The organism is Gammaproteobacteria bacterium, from assembly GCA_037388465.1.
GTDB lineage: Bacteria > Pseudomonadota > Gammaproteobacteria > SpSt-1174 > SpSt-1174 > JARRKE01.
Map to the genome: position 1 here is coordinate 1 of JARRKE010000022.1, position 19,631 is coordinate 19,631.

Below are 19,631 nucleotides of genomic sequence, written 5' to 3' on the forward strand. Positions count from 1 at the left end.
CTGGTGGAGTCGCTGCTGGCTTCCACATTGGGCGGCGATTATTCCGCCAGCCCGTCGCGCAAGCCGATGTGCGGCTGCACCGAGTACACCCACGACGAGGTGCGCGAGGCGATCCGCAAGCAGCATTTGAAGGACATGCCTGCCGTATTCGGCGCGCTGGAATGGAAAACGGAAAACGGCTGTCACAGCTGCCGCCCCGCACTCAATTACTACCTGCTGTCGACCTGGCCCGGTGAATACCGGGACGACAACCAGTCCAGGTTCATCAACGAACGCGTGCACGCAAACATCCAGAAGGACGGCACCTATTCCGTGGTGCCGCGCATCTGGGGCGGCGTCACCACGCCGCAGGAACTGCGCGCCATCGCCGAGGTGGCTGAAAAGTATGCCGTGCCCACGGTGAAGTTCACCGGCGGCCAGCGCATCGACCTGCTGGGTGTGAAAAAAGAAGACCTGCCGGGCATCTGGGGCGATTTGTCGCGCGCCGGATTCGTGTCCGGCCATGCCTACGGCAAGGCGCTGCGCACGGTGAAGACCTGCGTGGGCAAGGAGTGGTGCCGGTTCGGTACGCAGGATTCCACCGGTCTCGGCATCGAACTGGAAAAACTTACCTGGGGTTCGTGGACGCCGCACAAGTTCAAGATGGCGGTGTCCGGCTGCCCGCGCAATTGCGCCGAGGCGACCATCAAGGACCTGGGCGTGGTGTGCGTGGATTCCGGTTACGAATTGCACGTGGGCGGTAATGGCGGCGTGAAGGTGCGTGCCACCGACTTCCTGTGCAAGGTGGCCACGCCAGAGGAGGTGATGGAATACACCGGCGCCTTCATGCAGCTGTACCGCGAGGAGGCGCGCTATCTGGAACGCACCGCGCCCTGGCTGGAGCGCGTCGGGCTGAGCCACATCAAACAGCACGTCGTCGAGGACGAGGTGGGGCGCAAGGCGCTGTTCGAACGGTTCATGTACGCCCAGCAGTTTGCGCAAATCGATCCCTGGAAGGCGCGTGCCGAAGGTGTGGATGCGCACGAATACATCCCGCTCAAGGAGGTGGTTTGAGATGCATGGCGTCAAGCATGAATGGCAGTGGGGGCAAATGAGATGAACTGGATCACGATCGGCAAGCTGACCGATATCCCGCAACTGGGATCGCGCCTGGTGCGTACGTCCGACGGCGACATCGCCGTGTTCCGCAATGCCCACGACGAGGTGTTCGCACTGCGCGACCAGTGTCCGCACAAGGGCGGTCCGTTGTCGCAGGGGATCGTGCATGGCCGGCGCGTCACCTGTCCGCTGCACAACTGGGTGCTGGAACTGGAATCGGGTTGTGCGGTGCCGCCGGACGAAGGCTGCGCACAGGGTTTTCCCGTGCGCGTCGAAGACGGCGTGGTGATGTTGTGCCTGGAAAGCGAGGCGCAGGTGGTTAATGCCTGAAGCGGTTCGCACAACCTGTCCGTATTGCGGCGTCGGCTGCGGGGTGCTGGTCACCCGCGACGGCGAACGCATCAAGGTGAGCGGCGATCCCGAACATCCCGCCAATTTCGGACGTCTGTGTTCCAAGGGCGCGGCTCTGGGCGAGACGCTGGACGCGGAAGGGCGGTTGTTGCAGCCGATGGTCGACGGCAGGACGGTGGACTGGGATACCGCACTGGCTGCGGTCGCCGACGGCTTCAAACGCGTTATCGACGAACACGGACCCGACGCGGTTGCGTTTTATGTTTCCGGCCAGTTGCTGACCGAGGATTATTACGTGGCCAACAAGCTGATGAAGGGCTTCATCGGCTCGGCCAACATCGACACCAACTCCCGGCTTTGCATGTCCTCGGCCGTGGCGGCGCACAAGCGCGCCTTCGGCAGCGACACGGTGCCGGTGTGCTATGAGGACCTGGAGCAGGCCGACCTGGTGGTGCTGGTCGGGTCGAACACGGCCTGGACGCATCCCGTGCTGTACCAGCGCATGGCGGCCGCCAAGCGCCAACGTCCGGTCATGCGGGTGATGGTGCTCGATCCGCGCCGTACGGCGACCTGCGATATCGCCGACCTGCATCTGGCGCTCAAACCCGGCAGCGACGCGTTCCTGTTCAACGGCCTGCTCGGTTACCTGCAACGCCATGACGGCCTCGATCTCGAATTCATCGAGCGTCATACAGAGGGTCTTGATGAGGCGCTGGCCGTTGCAAACGGCTCGGCGCCCGATATCGCGGCCGTGGCGCAGGCCTGCGAATTGAGCGAGGCCGAGGTCGCGCGCTTTTACGAATGGTTTGCGCAAACGGAACGCACCGTCACGCTCTGGTCGCAGGGCGTGAACCAGTCCAGCAGCGGCGTGGACAAGGGCAACGCCATTATCAACGTGCACCTGGCCAGCGGCCGCATCGGCCGCGCCGGCATGGGACCGTTTTCGATCACCGGCCAGCCGAATGCCATGGGCGGGCGCGAGGTCGGCGGTCTGGCCAATCAGCTTGCCGCGCACATGGATTTCGACGCCGAAAGCCTGTCACGCGTCGCGCGTTTCTGGAACGCACCACGGCCGGCCGGGCGTCCCGGCCTGAAGGCCGTGGAGCTGTTTCAGGCCATCGAGCGCGGCGATATCAAGGCCGTGTGGATCATGGCCACCAATCCCGCCGTGAGCCTGCCCGAGGCCGACCGGGTGCGGGCGGCGTTGCGCGATTGCGAACTGGTGGTGGTCTCGGATTGCGTGCATCCCACCGATACTTCCGAACTGGCGCATGTTCTGCTGCCGGCCGCCGGCTGGGGCGAAAAGGACGGCACGGTAACCAACTCCGAGCGACGCCTGTCGCGCCAGCGCGCGTTTATGGCGCCGTTGGGCGAGGCGCGTCCCGACTGGTGGATCGTCACGCAGGTGGCGCGGCGTATGGGATTTGCCGACGCCTTTCCTTACGAACACCCCGCCGCGGTGTTGCGCGAGTTCGCCGCGCTGACCGCGCTAGACAACGCGGGTTCGCGTGACCTGGACCTGGGGCCGGTGCAGGATCTGAGCGATGCCGCCTACGGGGCATTCGAACCGATGCAGTGGCCGCTGGATAATGCTGGCCGGGGACGCCAGCGCCTGTTCGCCGACGGCCGTTTTTATACCGACAGCGGACGCGCCCGGCTGATCGCGGTCACGCCGCGTCCGCCGATGCAGACCGTCGATCATGCCTACCCGCTGGTGTTGAATACGGGACGCATCCGCGACCAGTGGCACACCATGACGCGCACGGCAAAAAGCGCGCGTCTGACGACCCACACACCGGAGCCCTTCGTGCAGATCCATCCTGCGGATGCGGCGCGCTTTCGGGTGCAACAGGACGGGCTCGCCAGGCTGAGCAGTCCGCACGGGCGGCTGCTGGCCAGGGTGAAGGTGGATACCGACCAGCGACCGGGCTCGGTCTTCGTGCCCATGCACTGGAGCGATGCCAACGCATGCTGCGCGCGGGTGGACAGCCTGGTTGCCGCGCACACCGATCCCGTTTCCGGGCAGCCCGAATCCAAACACGGCGTGGCGCATATCGAACCGTTCAACGCGCAGTGGCACGGCTTCATTCTTTCCCGTCGGCCACTCGAACTCGGTTTCGCCGATTACTGCGTTTCCATTCGCGGCGTCGAGCACTGGCGCCACGAGCTGGCGGGCGAAAGCCCGCCGCCGGACTGGGGAGTATGGGTGCAGGAGCATCTGCTCGGGCCGGGCGAATGGCTGGAATACGCCGACCCCGCTACCGGCCGCTATCGTGCCGCGCGCCTGCAGCACGGGCGCTTGGAAATGGTGTTGTTCGTCGCCCCGGACTGGGGGCTGCCGGAGCGGACCTGGCTGGGCCAGTTGTTCGCCGAGGATCACATCGATGACATGGCCCGCATGAGCCTGCTGGTCGGCAAGGCGCGCGGCGGCATGCCCGATCAGGGGCGCACGGTGTGTTCGTGTTTCAACGTCGGCCTGAACACGATTCTGGATGCGATCAAAAACCAGGGGCTGGTCAAGCCCGAACAGATCGGCGCCGCGCTCAAGGCGGGCACCAACTGCGGCTCCTGCGTACCCGAACTGCGCGAGATCCTGGCCCGCGCGGCAAGCGGTGCCTAGGCCGACGCCATGACCTGCAACGCCATCGACGAGGCTGTGAAATGAAACATCTGCCCATCTTTATGCATCTGGAGAACCGTACCTGCCTGGTCGTGGGCGGCGGGACGGTGGCGCTGCGCAAGATCGACCTGCTGCTCAAGGCCGGTGCCCGGGTGCGCGTGGTTGCACCGCGCCTGGGCACAGGAGTGGCCGAACTCGCCGCCAATGGCCGGGTGACCCATTACCCCGGTGTATTCACCACACAGCATCTCGACAATTGCGCGCTGGTGGTCGCCGCCACTGACAGTCCGCTAGTCAACCGCTGGGTGTACCAGAAGGCGTGTGAACGCGGCCTGCCGGTGAACGTGGTGGACGAGCCCGGGCTGTGCAGTTTCATTTTCCCAGCCATCGTGGACCGCGCGCCGGTCACCATTGCGATCTCCTCCGGCGGTGCGGCCCCCGTGCTCACTCGCATTCTGCGCAACCGCCTGGAGAGCAGCATCCCCGCGGCCTACGGACGACTGGCCGAACTGGTGGGGCGCTACCGTGCGGCCGTCAAACGGCGTTTCGGCACGATCCGTGCACGCAGATTATTTTGGGAACAGACGTTGGAGGGCCACGTTGCCGAGGCCGCACTGGCAGGGCACTGGCATGAAGCAGAACGCATGCTCAAGCACCAGATCGAGGCAGGAAACGGTGACAGCGGCGGCGAGGTGTATCTCATCGGCGCCGGGCCGGGCGATCCGGATCTTCTGACCTTCAAGGCACTGCGTCTGCTGCAAAAGGCCGACGTGGTGGTGTACGACCGCCTGGTACCCGAGGCGATCGTCGATCTGGCCCGGCGCGAGGCGGAGCGCGTTTATGTCGGCAAGCGGCGCAACGATCACAGCCTGCCGCAGTCGGATATATCCCAACTGCTCGCGGATTTAGCCACGCAGGGGAAAAAGGTGGCGCGCCTCAAGGGCGGCGACCCGTTCGTATTCGGCCGCGGCGGCGAGGAAATCACGCTGTTGGCGGAGCAGGGCATACCGTTCCAGGTGGTGCCCGGCATTACCGCCGCCACGGGGTGCGCGGCATATTCCGGCATTCCGCTCACGCATCGCGATTACGCCCAGTCGGTTCGTTTCGTGACCGGCCACACCCGAAACGGGCGGCTCGATCTGGACTGGGCGCAGTTGGCGCGTGAACGCCAGACCCTGGTGTTTTACATGGGCCTGACGAATCTGAACGAGATCTGCGCAAAGCTGGTCGAGCACGGTTTGCGTGCCGACCTGCCCGCCGCGCTGGTCGAACAGGGGACGACACCCAACCATCGCGTGTATGTCGGGTCGTTGTCGGATCTTTACGAGAAGGTGAAGCACCTCGGTGTGGCTTCGCCGAGTTTGCTGATAGTCGGTGAAGTGGTACGGCTGCATGAGAGTCTGCATTGGTTTTCAGGAGAGGAAGGCGGTGCGGAGGTGTTTCCGCCGCAATGCCATCGCAGGGACCGGGTCACTGACAGGAGTGAAGTGGCATGAATACAGATGACGGAGTTTCATTCACAGGACGTTGCGTGGCCCTGCCTGAGGCGCGCCAGTTGGATGTGCTGGCCGGGCTGTTGGAACGGCGGGGGGCGAAAGTGATCCGCTGCCCGCTGGTTTCCATTCTGGACACGCCCGATCAGGATCACGTGCACGAGTGGTTGCAACGCTTTGTCGGCGACGACCAGTTGCAGGATTTCATTTTGTTGACCGGCGAAGGCTTGAAGCGTTTGCTGGCTGCCAGCGAGCGCATGCGCATGCGCGAGCCGTTCGTGAAAAAACTGGCGCGGGTGCGCAAGATCTCGCGCGGGCCAAAACCGGGGCGCGTGCTGCGCGAGCTTGGTCTGCAAAGCGACGTTGTTTCTGTGCAGCCGACCTCGGCGGGCGTGATCGAAACCCTGGCGGAACTCGAGTTCGCGACGCCTTACGTCGGTCTGCAGCTATACGGTTCCGAACCCAACCTGCCGTTGCAGAACGCCCTGCGCGAACGCGATCTGCAGCCGGTGCCCGTGGCGCCTTACATCTATACCACGGCATTGGAGGACGACTACGTGATGGCCCTGATCGAGAAGCTCGCCGACGGGGACGTGGACGCGATTGCCTTCACCAGCCAGCCGCAGGTGCGGCGGTTGTTCTCGGTGGCAGAATCCAACGGTCAGACCGAACGTCTGCGCAAGGCCTTCAAGAAGATTCTGGTTGCCGCCATCGGGCCGGTCGTCGGCGAGTATCTCAAGAGCTACGGCGTGCGGGTGGACGTGATACCGCAGACGCGGTTTTTCATGCGACCGCTGGTCGATGCCCTGGCGAACCGGTTCGGTTCCACGCCGCAGGCGGCGTTGTAGATCCGGGCCCGATGACGCCTCGGTGCGCGCCGGGAATCAGAAATAGTTTCCGGCGCGCACCAGGTGTTCGCTCCAATAGGGATTTTCCAGCGAGGCGCGCGACACCCGTCCGCCCGTCTTGGGCGCGTGGATGAAACTGCCGTCGCCTATGTAAATGCCCACGTGACTGGGCCGCCCGTGGAACTGGAAAAAGAGCAGGTCTCCGGGGCGCAGGTCATAAAAGCCTACCTTGCGGGAATGCTTGAGCTGCTGATACGCGGTGCGTGGGACATTGATGCCCGCCCGCTCGTAGCTGTAGAACACCAGGCCGCTGCAGTCGAAACCCTCTCTGGGCGTGTCGCCACCGTAGAGATAGCGATGGCCCAGCATCGATTTGGCGACGTGGACCACTTCCTGTCTTTTCGGCGTTACCGGGTAACCGGCATCACGCCAATCGTGCGTAGCCGGACGCGTGGGCGTGCCGGCGCAGCCACCCAGTCCGGCGGCAATGGCCAGGGTCAGGAGCAGAACCGGTGGCTTTATATTCACCATGGGTAAAAAGCTAGCACAAACAGGTGATTACGTCACATTGTTAATTTGAGTATTGAATCTGTTTGGGCGGCAGGGGCGACACCTTTGAACACTGTTGGAAATGTTCGTGGAATGGTTTCGCGCGTTTTGTGGTTGGGAGTTTTTATCTAACGCATGGCGCACTGCGCGAGTTCATGTTGTTCGGCGCATCCGTGCGCCTCACCCCTGACTTCTCACACCTCACCAAAAACCCCGTTCCGCCTTGCCGAGCAGCCGGTGGCTTGGCAGGGTCAGCCCGGCATGGACGCCGGGCTGAGGTTCGTCACGACAGGACGTCGTGTCGAACCGTGCCCGTCGCAAGTCAGCGGTTGTGAGGGCAGCCGAAGGCCAAGGCGGTGGGGGCGCATTTCTTTCGTCCATTTCTTTGGGCGAACAAAGAAATGGACTCGCACGCATTAATTGACGCTAGAAAAGAAAATCCCAACTCAATAGCGTGCGAAACAATTCCTCTTGCCTGTTCAATCATGGATTCAGCGGGCATAACAATATTACCCAACTATTTAATTAGCTCCGCGCTACGGATATGGCGAACACGCATCAGTATCCACCTCACCCTTCACCCCTCACCCCTCACTATCAGTTACCAGGCAATCCCGGAATCCTGAGCGACGTATACCCTTCGGGAATGACAAACGTATCCGCCGGCAGAGGCTGATGTTCGAGTTTGACGACATGCGTCGCTTCCCCTTGCGGCAGGGGCTGAATACGCATGGCCACGCCGTTCAGGCGCTTCATGAGTTGCGGCGGCGCTGCAGTCCGGGTGGGGCCGGCGAGGTTGTGCATCGCACTGGCCTGCAGGTGTTCGAGAAAGACATACAGCCCTTGCAGCGTCGCTGCATCGCTCGGTGTCAATCCGGCATTTTTTGCGCTGGCCAGACAGACACGGCTTTTGGGCTTACCGTCGTAATGCACCTCGAGCTCGCGACAGGAGACCCCGAGCAGGCGATTGCGTTTGGAAAGCTGGTGCAGGGTGATGTCGGGCTCTTTGTCCGCAGTCGATGCCTGTTGCTGCTGCAGGCGGGCTTCCGCCTGTTCGCGCTGTTCGGGTGGCAGTTTGGCGATCTGCGCTTTCATCAACGCACGCATCTGGGATCGCATTTGTTTGAGCGCCGCCATCTGGCGGGCCAGCGTCGCCTCGTCCAGTTCGAGATAGGTCTTGCGTGCCGGGTCGAGCACGGTCAGTTGTCGTTTGCCGGCATCGAACAGGATGATCTGGCGCTGACCCTGGGCGTCCCGACTGGTCAGCCGCAGCCGATCGTTATGGATGTCGATGCGCGAAGCGGGCTCGCTGCCGTGACGGTAGGTGATGGAAACGTCTGCCCGCGCACCGCCCCACACCAGGGTGAGGCAGAGCGCGACGGCCAGACGGGGTTTCATGCGCTCAGGCCAGGGCGGTCTGTTGATCCGCTCCGCTCGGCAGGCCGAGGACCTGTCGGATGGAATCCAGCGGCAACGGGTCGCCCACCTGAACCTGGATCGACGGTTCGTCGGCCGCGAGCGGATCGTGGTTGGCGAGCTGATGGCGCAGCACTTCGAGATCGGCCTCGGAGGCATCGCCGCCCTCGCGCTCACGGGCGCGGATGTTGGCGCTGAGCCGGGCTTCGTCGGCCTGCAGGTCGAGGATGGTGAAGCCCGTGCCGATTTCCCGTGCCAGGTCGCGGAACGGCGCTCGCTGCGCCTGCTTGAGGAAGGTGGCATCCACCACGCAGACGTAGCCGGCATCGATGATGGCGCGCGCCAGTTCGGACAGATGTTCGTAGACGCGGGCCGTGGCTTCGGGGGCGTAGAGTCCCTGTGCGATACCGGATTTGGTGCGTGCCTGTTCGTCCAGGTCGTGCAAGCGCTTGCGTTCGACGTCGGAGCGCAGGCGGATGGCGCCGAGTTCGTCGACCAGCTGCTGGCTGTAGGTGCTCTTGCCGGAGCCGGAGAAGCCGTGGGTGATGATCAATCCGTCGGCGCTTTCGCTGGTATAGCGTTCCGCCAGGTCGGCGTAGCTTTGATAGGCACGCAGGGTGCTGGCGCGTTCCTGGTCGCTGAGGTCGGGCTGCGCGAGACGCAGGCTGGAGACCTTGGCACGCACCATGGCGCGATAGACCTGATAAAAACGCAGCAGCGGCAGGCCGGCGTAATCGCCACTGGCTTGCAGGTAGAGGTTGCGCACCCGGCTGGCGAAGCCGTGCTGGCCGCGGTCGTCCAGGTCCATGACCAGGAAGGCGAGTTCGCTCATGACATCGATCCAGCGGAACGAATCGTTGAATTCGATGCCGTCGAAGATGTCGATCTCGCCGTTGACCAATGCCATGTTGCCGAGATGCATGTCGCCGTGGCACTCGCGGATGAAGCCGCCCAGCTTGCGAGCGTCGAGCAGCGGCTTGAGACGGTCGAATTCGGACTCGGTCCATGCCTCGATCCGCTCGAGCTGAGCCAGGCGATCGGCGTCCTGAAGCAGCGGGCGCAGTTGTTCGAAGTTCTGGCGCATCGGCGCGACCACCATGTCGGCGGTGCCGAAGGGGGCATCCGGGCCGGAAACGGCGGCTTCGGTATGAAAGGCGGCCATGCGGCGGGCGATCTCGTCAATCATGTCGGCGCTCAATTCGCCCCGCGCCAGCACATTGTTGAGCAGACCCTCCTGATCGAACTGACGCATGCGCACCATGTATTCGAAGGGCTCGCCCGCGCCGTTCAGCTCCGGTGCCTCCGGGCTGCCGGTGACGGCCACCACGTCCAGGTACAGCTGGGGCGCGAGACGGCGGTTGAGGCGGATTTCCTCTTCGCAGAAATGCTTGCGGTCGGCCAGGCTGGTGAAGTTGAGAAAGCCGAAGTCGAGCGGTTTCTTGATCTTGTAGGCGTAGTCGCCGGTGAGCAGTACGGTGGAGATGTGGGTCTGGATCTCTTCCACCTTGGCGACGGGGTGCGGGTAGCGCTGCGGATCGTGCAGGGCCTTGGCGAGCTTTTGATGGATTTCGAGGCTGTCAGGCATGGGAATGAATCGTCCCCCTTGCGGTGGTCATGGACTTTTGCGGGGCGACAGGCAACAATGCCCGCCTCATCCGCATCGTGATGGGACCGCAAGGATAATGAACTTCACCCCTGCAGGCCAAACCGTGCGTGTTGGCGCGCATGGCGGCCCCGACCGTTCGAGCCTTCTCGCCTGATTATCGATGGCACGCCGTAGCAGACGCAGCACCAGGAAAAAAGCCAGTCCCAAGCGCCGGCGCGGGACGGTGCAGCGCCGCCGCTGGTGGCCATATGCGGGCGGCGTGGGGCTGGTGCTCCTCGTCGTATACGTCCTGGTCCTCAATACCATCGTCACCAGCCGTTTCGAAGGGCGCCGCTGGGAACTGCCCGCACGCGTGTTCGCCAGTCCGATGGAGCTGTATCCGGGGCTGGAACTCAAGCCGGCGGATTTCGAGGAAGGCCTGCGCCTGCTGCACTTCAAACCGGCCGCACGGATTACCGAACGGGGCACCTACCAGCGCCGCGGCAGCGAGTTCCGGGTGCATACCCGGGGCTTCCAGTTCGCCAGCGACGAAGAACCCTCCCGCGAGCTGGACGTCGATTTCAGCGGCGATCACGTCGTTTCCGTGCGCGACCTGAAAAGCGGGCAGAACATCGCGCTGGCCCGGCTCAGCCCGCTGCTGATCGCCAACATCTACCCGCGCCATAACGAAGATCGCATCCTGGTGCGTCTGGACAAGATTCCACCGACCATGGTGAAAGGGCTGGTGTCGGTCGAGGACCGCACCTTCTACAGCAACATCGGCCTGGATTTCCGCTCCATCGCTCGCGCGCTGATTGCAGATATCCGCGCCGGGCGCATCGTGGAAGGCGGCAGCACGCTCACCCAGCAGCTGGTGAAAAACCTGTTCCTGACCAATCGCCGTACCGTCTGGCGCAAGGCCAACGAAGCGGTGATGGCGCTGTTGCTCACCGCGCATTACAGCAAAGACGAGATCATGGAGACCTTCATGAACGAGGTCTACCTGGGTCAGGACGGCCAGCGTTCCATCCACGGGGTGGGTCTGGCCAGCGAGTTCTATTTCGAAAAGCCGGTCAGCGCGCTCGATCTGTCTCAGCAGGCGCTGCTGATCGCCCTGGTGCGCGGTCCCTCCTATTACGATCCGCGCCTGCATTCCAAGCGTGCTTTGGCACGCCGTAACCTGGTGCTCAGGATCATGGCCCAGCAGGGCGTGATTACCGATGCTCAGGCCCACGAGGCGGAGTCCAGGCCACTCGGCGTGGTGAAGGAAGCACCTTCCGGGGTGACGCCGTTCCCGGCTTTCCTGCAACTGGTGCAGAACGAACTGGAGCGCGACTACAGCGAGGAGGAGCTGCGCAGCGCCGGACTGTTCATCTTCACCACGCTCGATCCGCTGGTGCAGATCGCCACCGAACACGCGGTGGATCAGGGCCTGAAGCAGGTCGAGGCGGGTCACGGCGTCAAGCGCGGTACATTGCAGGCCGCCGCGGTCGTGGCCTCGGTCAACAACGGCGAGGTGCTGGCCGTGGTGGGCGGGCGCGACGTGCGCTACGCCGGTTTCAATCGTGCGCTGGACATCCAGCGTCCGATCGGTTCGCTGGTCAAGCCCGCGGTGTATCTCACAGCGCTGGCCCAGCCCAAGGATTACACCCTCGCGACCCTGCTCGACGATTCGCCGCTCAGCGTGCCCCAGCCGGACGGCAAGGACTGGCAGCCGCTGAACTACAGCCGCGAGTACCACGGCCAGGTCACCCTGATGCAGGCGCTGGTGCATTCCTACAATGTGCCGACCGCGCGTCTCGGGCTGGCGGTCGGATTGCCCAATATCATCGACACCCTGCATCGTCTGGGCGTGACCAAGACCATTCCCGCCTATCCGGCCATCCTGCTCGGCTCGATCAACCTGTCGCCGCTGCAGGTGGCGCAGATGTACCAGACCATCGCCGCCTCGGGCTACCGCACGCCGCTCAAGGCCGTGCGCCGGGTGATGGACCAGCAGGGGCAGGTGCTGAAGCGCTATCCGCTGACGGTCGAGCAGGCCGTCAACGCCTCCACCGACTATCTGATCCAGGCCACGCTGCACGAGGTCACCCAGGAGGGTACGGCCCAGGCCCTGAAGTCCTGGCTGCCCAACCTAAGCGTGGCCGGCAAGACCGGCACCACCAACGACCTGCGCGACAGCTGGTTCGCCGGTTTTTCCGGCCAGCACACCGCCGTGGTCTGGGTCGGGCGCGACGACAACCAGCCCACCGGTCTGACCGGTGCCACCGGCGCGCTGCGCGTGTGGGCGGACCTGATGTCCGATATCTCCACCCAGCCGCTCGATCCGCCCAAGCCGGACAACGTGGAATGGAAGCTGATCGACCCGACCAATGGCCTGCTGGCGGACGAATCCTGCGCCGATGCCCAGTGGATGCCGTTCATTCAGGGCTCTGCACCGCAGGACTTCTCCTCTTGCGGGGGCGGGGTAAGCGGCACCATCCGCAAGACCTTCCGCTGGTTCAAGGGCCTGCTGCAATAACCGGGTGATTATTCAGCGTCCTTCGGTGTAAGCGCCGCCTGCGCCGGGTACAATGGCCTCAGCCCATGACAGCCCGTCGTAGATACCGATGAACGCCATAGTCCGTCTTCTGCCGTTGGCCTGTGCCGCACTTCTGCTCGCGGCCTGTGCCGGGGGTCCGCCCAAGCCCTTCGAACCGCAGGCACCGGCGCCCGAGCAGCAACCGCCAGCCGAGACCGCGCCGCAGCCGGCACCCCCGCAACCGTTTTCTTCGCCGTCGCCTTCGGCCGCACGTGAGCAGAACCCCGCCGTGGTCGCCCTGCTCAACGAGGCCGAGCGTCAGTCCCTGGCGGGTCAATACGACGAGGCCGCCACCAACGTGGAGCGCGCGCTGCGCATTGCGCCGCGCGACGCCAATCTGTGGCACGAGCTCGCCAAGCTGCGTTTGCAGCAGGGGCAGTTGCAGCAGGCCGAGGCGTTGGCGCATCGCTCCAACAGTCTGGCCGGCCAGGACCGGGCACTGCAGGCCCGGAACTGGGCGCTGATCGCCCAGGCGCGCGCCAAGCGCGGCTTGAACGCCCAGGCGGAGGCGGCCCGCCGCAAGGCCCGGGAACTCGGCGCCCAGTGAGGGACGACCCGCGTACGCTGCTCGGGGCGGAAGGCCCTTTTGCGCGGCTCCTGCCGGGCTTCGCGCCGCGCGCCGAACAGCAGGACATGGCCGAGGCCGTGCATGCGGCATTGGGCAAACGCGGTCGGCTGGTGGTCGAGGCCGGCACCGGGGTCGGCAAGACCTTCGCCTATCTGGTACCCGCCCTGCTGGCGGAGGAGCGGGTGATCCTGTCCACGGGGACCCGCAACCTGCAGGATCAGCTGTTTTTCAAGGACCTGCCCCTGGTGCTCGACGCCCTCGACCTGCACGTGAACACCGCGCTGTTGAAAGGGCGGGCCAACTACCTGTGCCTGCACCGTCTGGAGACCGCCGTGCACGACACGCGCCCCCAGGCGCAGAAGCACACGGCAGTGCTGCAGCGCATGCAGTCCTGGGGGCGGCGCAGCGAACGCGGCGACATCGTCGAGTTCACCGATGTGCCGGAAGACAGTCCCCTGTGGCCGCGCGTCACCTCTACCGTGGACAACTGCCTGGGCAGCGAATGCCCGCGCTACGACGCCTGTTTCGTGGTCAAGGCGCGCCGCCAGGCGCAGGAGGCCGAGCTGGTGGTGATCAACCATCATCTGTTTATGGCCGACCTGTCGCTCAAGGACACCGGCTTCGGCGAGCTGCTGCCCGAGGCCGGGGCGGTGATTCTCGACGAGGCCCACCAGCTGCCCGAGGTCGCCAGCCAGTTTTTCGGCACCTCGCTCGGCAGTCGTCAGCTACTGGATCTGGCCCAGGATACCGTCGCCGAGCAGATTGCCGAGGCGCACGACATGACGGCGCTGCGTACCCTGGCAGCCGACCTGGAAAAGGCGACGCGCGATTTCCGGCTGCTGATGGGCCGGGAAGGACAGCGCGCCGCCTGGCAGCCGATGACCGAACGGCGTGAGATCGCGGACGGGCTGCAGACCTTGCAGGACAACCTGACCACCCTGACCGCGGCGCTGGACAGCGTGGCCGAGCGCGGCAAGGGGCTGGCCAACTGCTACCGGCGCGCCACTCAGTCGCTGGCGCGCCTGCACGCCCTGGTGGAACCGGAGGATGCCGTCATCCAGTGGTTCGAGACCTTCCCGCGCAGTTTCGTGATTCACAGCACGCCGCTGGACATCGCCACGCCGTTCCAGCAACAGATGGCGCGCCGCGACTGCGCCTGGGTGTTCACCTCCGCCACCCTGACGGTGGACGGCGGCTTCGACCATTTCTGTCAGCGCATGGGCGTGACCGACACCGAGACGCTGCAGCTCGACAGCCCGTTCGACTTCCAGAACAACGCGCTGCTGTACCTTCCGCCCGACATGCCGGATCCGAACAGCGAGGCCCATACCCGCGCCGTGGTGGAGGAGGCGATCCCGCTGATCCAGGCCAACGGCGGGCGCTGTTTCCTGCTGTTCACCAGCTACCGCGCCCTGCGCACTGCCGCCGGGCGGCTGCAGGGGCGTGTGGATTATCCGCTGCTGGTGCAGGGCGAGGCGCCGCGCGCCGTGCTGATCGAGCGTTTTCGCGAACTGGGCAACGCGGTACTGCTCGGCACCAGCAGTTTCTGGGAAGGGGTGGACGTGCGCGGCCAGGCCCTGAGCCTGGTCATCATCGACAAACTGCCGTTCGCCTCGCCAGGCGATCCCGTGCTCAGCGCGCGCCTGGACGCGATTCGCGCCGGCGGCGGCAATCCCTTCATGGAATACCAGGTGCCGCAGGCCGCCATCGCACTCAAGCAGGGAGTAGGGCGGCTGATTCGCGACGTCAACGACCGGGGGCTGCTGGTGCTGTGCGATCCGCGCGTCACGGGCAAGCACTACGGGCGTGTGTTTCTGCGCAGCCTGCCGGAAATCCCGCGTACCCGGCGCCGCGCCGAGGCGCTGGACTTCCTCGCCGCCTGCCAGGAAGTGGCCTGATGCAGTTGCTGGGCATCGAGACGGCCACCGAGGCCTGCTCCGCCGCACTGTGGCTCGACGGTGAGGTACACTCCCGGTTCGAGATTGCGCCCCGCCGCCACGCCCAGCTGATTCTGCCCATGATGCAGGAACTGCTCGACGAGGCCGGCCTGGCCCTGGCGGACATGGATGCCCTGGCCTTCGGGCGCGGGCCCGGCGCGTTCACCGGACTGCGCATCGCCGCCGGCATCGTACAGGGGGCGGCGCTGGCCGCCGACGTCCCCGTCGTGCCGGTCTCCACCCTGGCCTCGGTTGCCCAGCAGAGTTTCGAGAACCTCGGCGCCGAGCGCGTGCTGGTGGCCAACGATGCGCGCATGGGCGAGGTGTATGCCGGGTATTTTTGCTGCGACGCGGAAGGGTTGGCCTACGCGGTGGGGGATGAAGCCGTCGTGCATCCCGAGGTGCTGCCTTTGGAAGACGGCCGCTGGCTCGGTGTCGGCAGCGGTTTCGCCGCCTATCGCGAGGTGCTGACTCAGCGACTGGAAATGAACCTGATCGATGTTCAACCCGATATCTGGCCCGATGCCCGCTACCTGATGCGCCTCGCGGTGGCCGCTTTCGCCAAGGGCGATGCGGTGGCGCCGGAGGATGCGCTGCCCGTCTATCTGCGCGACGACGTGGCCGACAAGCCGCGGCCGCGCTGAATCGGTTTAGATCGCGTTCCCCGATTCACGGGACACGACCGGCCCGAGCGGTGGTTGATCCCCCGTGTGGATCAACTGCCCCGATTGTTTCGAATTCCCCAGCAGCTGCCAGGCCGCCTTGGCCAGTTCGCGGTAGCCGCGGGCGTTCAGATGCAGGGGATCGGATTTCATCCACGGCGTCAGCAGGAGGACGGGCAGCGTCTGCACGTCGATGGCGACACCGGTAGCGCGGGCTGCGTTGATGTACTGGGGCGCGGCAGCCAGATCGAACCAGAACTTGCTCTGGTCCAGCCCCGCGGCGGGTAGGCCGAACATCACCACCCGCACGCCGGCACGCTGCGCCATGCGGATCATGGCCACCAGGTTCCGCTGGGTTTCCTCCACCGGCACCATGTGCAGACTGTCATTGCCGCCCTCGATCAGCACCAGGTAGTCGGGCTTGACCTTCGCCAGCAGGCCGGGGAGGCGCTGGCGGCCTTCGGCGGTCGTTTCGCCCGAGATCCCGCCGTTGACGACATGCCAGCCGCTGATTCTGGCCAGGTCTTTGGGGTAGGCCTCGTTTGGCGTCACGCCTTTGCCGAAGGTGAGGCTGTCGCCGAAGGCCAGGACGACGGGCGCGGCTTTTTCCGCCGCCACGCCGGCCGGCGCGAGCAAAATGCAACACAGCAATATCAAGATACGCATGGCCATGATCCTCGTCCGGTCAGTGGCTTTCCGGCAGTGCGCCGTGGTCGGCAAGCAGAGTGCGTACTGCCTCGGCCAAGCGCAGATAACCGGCGGCGTTCGGGTGTACCGGGTCGGACTTGAGTTTGGCATCGCCGAGGATATCCGGGAGGGTGTCGTCGTCCAGCACGGTGCCGGTGGCATCGGCGATGTGTTCATACAGCGGCGCGCTGGAGAGAAACACGCGCGGCCGCGGCACGCCCAGCATGACGATCTGCACGCCTTGCTTGCGGGCGAGCTTGATCATTTGTTCGAGGTTCGCCTGGGTCTGCTGTTCGTCCTGATGGCGCAGGAAATCGTTGCCGCCCTCGATCAGGATCATCAGCTGGGGCCGGGTTTGCTCCAGCACGCCGGGCAGGCGGGCCAGACCCTGGCCGGTCACCTCGCCTGGCACGCCGGCATTGATGACCTTGAGGCCGGTCAGCCTCGCCAGCTGGGCAGGGTATGATTGGCCGGGCGCAGCCCCGGTGCCGTAGGTGAGGCTGTCGCCGAAGGCGAGCACGGTGGCATCCGGGCCCAGCCTCTGCAATTGCGCCTTTTGCGAACAGGCGGCGAGCAGAAACAACATGCCAGCCACAAACAACAACTTAACGATTCGCATAACGATATGACCCAGACTTGGCCGTTCCATCTAACCGGATTGCCGCCGATTACTCAAGCCCGGCTGCGGACCACGCCCGAGGATTTCGTGGTGGACGAAGTGCTCGGCCATGAACCGAACGGGGAGGGCGAGCACGTCTGGCTGCATCTGCGCAAACAGGGCATCAATACCGACCGGCTGGGCGGGATGCTGGCGCGTATCGCCCAGGTGCCGCGTCGTGCGGTGAGCCATGCCGGCCTGAAGGATCGGCATGCCGTGACCAGCCAGTGGTTCGGCGTGCATCTGCCGGGCAAGGCCGATCCCGACTGGGTCGCCGAACTGCCAGGCAATGTAACCCTGCTGGAGGCGAAGCGTCACGGCCAGAAGCTGCGTACCGGTGCGCTGCGGGCCAACCGCTTTCGAATCGTGCTGCGTGACTGCATGGGGGACGCCGGCGCGCTGGACACACGTCTGCAAGCGATACGCACGAATGGTGTGCCCAACTATTTCGGCGAACAACGATTCGGACACGGTATGAGCAACGTCCAGGCCGCACGCGATCTGTTCGCCGGTATACGCAAGCTGCGTGACAAGCACCTGCGCGGCATCTTTCTTTCCGCGGCGCGCTCCTGGATTTTCAATCACATCCTTGATCGGCGCGTGCAGGATGGCACCTGGGATCGGGCGGTCAGCGGCGATGCCTTCGTGCTGGCCGGTACGCACAGTTTTTTCGTGCCTGAAGAAGTGGACGAGGCCATCGAACAACGACTGCGGGCTTTCGACATTCATCCAAGCGGCGCCCTGTGGGGGCGGGGCGAGTTGCCGACTTATGGCGCAGTGCGCGAACTGGAACTCGAAGTGGCCGAGAGCGAGGCCGATCTGGCGCAGGGGCTCGAAGCGGCGGGGATGAAACAGGAACGACGCGCATTGCGCCTGGTGCCGGAGGGCCTGTCGCATGCCTGGCTGGACGACACCTCGCTGCAACTCGAATTCACCCTGCCGGCCGGCTGTTATGCCACCAGCGTATTGCGCGAGTTGGCCGGCTATACCGACAGCGCGCTGGCTACGGGCGATTAGTCGGGACGCGGGCAAAAGAAAAGGGCAGGGGGCGGGAATCCTTCCCGCCCGGTCTGCCCCAAGTCACTGCCTTAGAGTGAACCGGTTTTAGCTCAGGCGCTCGATACCCAGCGCCTTGAGGATGTACTTTTCGTACAGGGGTTCGGAGGTGCCTTTTTTCATCTTGCGGATGAAGTACTTCTCGAATGCCACCTTGGCCACGTGCACCCACTTGCCCTTCTTAAACCAGTTGACGTTGCGCGGCGGGATCTGCGGGACCGCCACGAAGGCCGCGCCGGTGTCGCCCATATCCGCCAGGCAGATCGCGGCCCAGGTGCCTGTTTCATCAGCTTCCTTGCCGTTCAGCTCGTCACGGATGTTGTGCACGATGGCGGTGACCATGGACTCGATCATGTAACCGGTCTTGGGTGCGCCGGTGGGCACGGGGGTGGCCTCGACGGGCGGGATGGCGATACACACGCCGGCGGAGAAGATGTTTTTGAACTTCTTGCTGCGCTGGTGCTCGTCGACCATGACAAAGCCGCGTGGGTTGCACAGGCCTTCGACGCCGGCGACGGCGTCCACGCCCTTGAATGCGGGCAGCATCATGTTGTACTTGAATTCCAGCTCGTGGTCTTTGACCTTCTCGCCCTTGTCGTTGTACTCCTCGACGATCATCTTGCCGTCTTCGACCTTGGTGGTCTTGGCGTTGGTGATCCACTTGATGTGCCGGTTGCGCAGTTCGCTTTCCAGCAGACCCTTGGAATCGCCGACGCCGCCCAGGCCGAGGTGCCCGATGTAGGGTTCGGAGGTGACGAACGTGATCGGCACCTTGTCGCGCACGCGGCGCTTGCGCAGGTCGGTGTCGAGGATCAGCGCGAACTCGTAGGCCGGACCGAAGCAGCTCGCCAGCGGCATGGCGCCGACAATGGCCGGGCCGGGATTGTCGACGAATTTCTGATAGTCGTCATAGGCCATTTCGGCATGGTCGACGGTGCACACGGAGTGGGTGTGGCCGCCGTGCGGGCCGGCGCCTTCCACTTCGTCGAAGACCAGCTTCGGGCCGGTGGTGATGACCAGGTAGTCGTAGTCGACGATGTCGCCGTTATCCAGCGTGAGCTTGCTGTTGTCGGCATCGATCTTGTCCACGCGCTGGGCGATGAAGTTGATCCCCTTGCGTTCCACGTAGGGACGGATGGGGAAGGTGATGTCATCGCGCTTGCGCCAGCCGACCGCCACCCAGGGGTTGGACGGTACGAACTGGAAATAGTCCTTGTCATTGATCAGGGTGACCTGATGCTCCTTGTTGAGTGCTTCGCGCATCTCATAGGCGGCGGGCATGCCGCCGGTACCTGCGCCGAGGATTACAACGTGAGCCATTTCTGCGTTCCTCTAAGTTATGGGTGTTGTGTGGTGATGTGCCCGGGTGGCTGGCCCGGCCCAAGTTGCTGTTTAAGTACTTAAAAGTATAGAAGAGCAATAACTGTGCCACTAATTGTGTGGATTATAATTGACTGAAATCAAATGAAATTCAGGTTACATGCCAGAATTCGAGGCTGACATGTCACCCTTCGTCACGCCA

The 19,631-nt window shown here is 64.4% G+C and carries 16 protein-coding genes; 10 read left to right on the top strand and 6 right to left on the bottom strand.

The features are described 5' to 3' along the window. The 5 genes from P8Y64_06535 to P8Y64_06555 all read left to right on the top strand — a co-directional run. Window positions 1-1,053, top strand: a 1,053-nt coding sequence (locus tag P8Y64_06535) for a (2Fe-2S)-binding protein (protein ID MEJ2060128.1), incomplete at its 5' end; no start/stop codon positions are given. 42 nt (window positions 1,054-1,095) lie between these two features. Beyond that, complete coding sequence (nirD, locus tag P8Y64_06540) at window positions 1,096-1,428, top strand: nitrite reductase small subunit NirD (GenBank protein ID MEJ2060129.1); 333 nt, start codon at window positions 1,096-1,098, stop codon at window positions 1,426-1,428. After that, a complete protein-coding gene (locus P8Y64_06545) occupies window positions 1,421-4,069 on the top strand; it encodes a molybdopterin-dependent oxidoreductase (protein MEJ2060130.1) in 2,649 nt (882 codons plus the stop codon). The genes nirD and P8Y64_06545 overlap by 8 nt, the downstream gene beginning before the upstream one ends. 41 nt (window positions 4,070-4,110) lie before the next feature. Next, the gene (gene cysG / locus P8Y64_06550; GenBank protein ID MEJ2060131.1) at window positions 4,111-5,565 is read left to right on the top strand and encodes a siroheme synthase CysG; all 1,455 of its coding nucleotides are present in this window, start codon (window positions 4,111-4,113) and stop codon (window positions 5,563-5,565) included. Beyond that, window positions 5,562-6,410: a uroporphyrinogen-III synthase gene (locus P8Y64_06555; protein ID MEJ2060132.1), complete on the top strand. Its 849-nt coding sequence runs from the start codon at window positions 5,562-5,564 to the stop codon at window positions 6,408-6,410. Before cysG ends, P8Y64_06555 begins: the two co-directional genes overlap by 4 nt. Before the next feature lie 36 nt (window positions 6,411-6,446). On the opposite strand, the gene P8Y64_06560 is transcribed toward P8Y64_06555, so the two are convergent. The 3 genes from P8Y64_06560 to P8Y64_06570 form a co-directional block, all read right to left on the bottom strand. After that, a complete protein-coding gene (locus P8Y64_06560) occupies window positions 6,447-6,941 on the bottom strand; it encodes a C40 family peptidase (GenBank protein MEJ2060133.1) in 495 nt (164 codons plus the stop codon). Window positions 6,942-7,556: 615 nt separating this feature from the next. Then, complete coding sequence (locus tag P8Y64_06565; GenBank protein MEJ2060134.1) at window positions 7,557-8,357, bottom strand: hypothetical protein; 801 nt, start codon at window positions 8,355-8,357, stop codon at window positions 7,557-7,559. Between the two features lie 4 nt (window positions 8,358-8,361). Further along, the gene (locus P8Y64_06570; protein ID MEJ2060135.1) at window positions 8,362-9,960 is read right to left on the bottom strand and encodes an AAA family ATPase; all 1,599 of its coding nucleotides are present in this window, start codon (window positions 9,958-9,960) and stop codon (window positions 8,362-8,364) included. Between the two features lie 181 nt (window positions 9,961-10,141). Here P8Y64_06570 and mrcB point away from each other — a divergent pair, with 181 nt between their 5' ends. The 4 genes from mrcB to tsaB all read left to right on the top strand — a co-directional run bounded on the left by mrcB (window position 10,142) and on the right by tsaB (window position 15,690). Continuing rightward, window positions 10,142-12,481, top strand: coding sequence for a penicillin-binding protein 1B (mrcB, locus tag P8Y64_06575; protein MEJ2060136.1), 2,340 nt, complete (start codon window positions 10,142-10,144; stop codon window positions 12,479-12,481). An 88-nt stretch (window positions 12,482-12,569) separates the two neighbouring features. Continuing rightward, a complete protein-coding gene (locus P8Y64_06580; GenBank protein MEJ2060137.1) occupies window positions 12,570-13,088 on the top strand; it encodes a tetratricopeptide repeat protein in 519 nt (172 codons plus the stop codon). Next, entirely contained in the window at window positions 13,085-15,007 is a 1,923-nt protein-coding gene (locus tag P8Y64_06585) for an ATP-dependent DNA helicase (GenBank protein ID MEJ2060138.1), read from the top strand. The genes P8Y64_06580 and P8Y64_06585 overlap by 4 nt, the downstream gene beginning before the upstream one ends. Beyond that, window positions 15,007-15,690 carry a tRNA (adenosine(37)-N6)-threonylcarbamoyltransferase complex dimerization subunit type 1 TsaB gene (tsaB, locus tag P8Y64_06590; GenBank protein ID MEJ2060139.1) on the top strand — a complete coding sequence of 228 codons (684 nt, stop codon included), beginning with the start codon at window positions 15,007-15,009 and terminating at the stop codon, window positions 15,688-15,690. The genes P8Y64_06585 and tsaB overlap by 1 nt, the downstream gene beginning before the upstream one ends. 6 nt (window positions 15,691-15,696) lie before the next feature. On the opposite strand, the gene P8Y64_06595 is transcribed toward tsaB, so the two are convergent. Continuing rightward, complete coding sequence (locus tag P8Y64_06595; protein ID MEJ2060140.1) at window positions 15,697-16,374, bottom strand: GDSL-type esterase/lipase family protein; 678 nt, start codon at window positions 16,372-16,374, stop codon at window positions 15,697-15,699. Between the two features lie 19 nt (window positions 16,375-16,393). Then, the gene (locus P8Y64_06600; GenBank protein ID MEJ2060141.1) at window positions 16,394-16,981 is read right to left on the bottom strand and encodes an arylesterase; all 588 of its coding nucleotides are present in this window, start codon (window positions 16,979-16,981) and stop codon (window positions 16,394-16,396) included. A 39-nt stretch (window positions 16,982-17,020) separates the two neighbouring features. Between P8Y64_06600 and truD the strand changes: the two genes are divergently transcribed. Next, complete coding sequence (truD, locus tag P8Y64_06605) at window positions 17,021-18,070, top strand: tRNA pseudouridine(13) synthase TruD (protein ID MEJ2060142.1); 1,050 nt, start codon at window positions 17,021-17,023, stop codon at window positions 18,068-18,070. 87 nt (window positions 18,071-18,157) lie between these two features. Here the strand turns inward: truD and P8Y64_06610 are convergent, their stop codons facing one another. Continuing rightward, window positions 18,158-19,429: an FAD-dependent oxidoreductase gene (locus tag P8Y64_06610; protein ID MEJ2060143.1), complete on the bottom strand. Its 1,272-nt coding sequence runs from the start codon at window positions 19,427-19,429 to the stop codon at window positions 18,158-18,160. Window positions 19,430-19,631 lie beyond the last annotated feature (202 nt).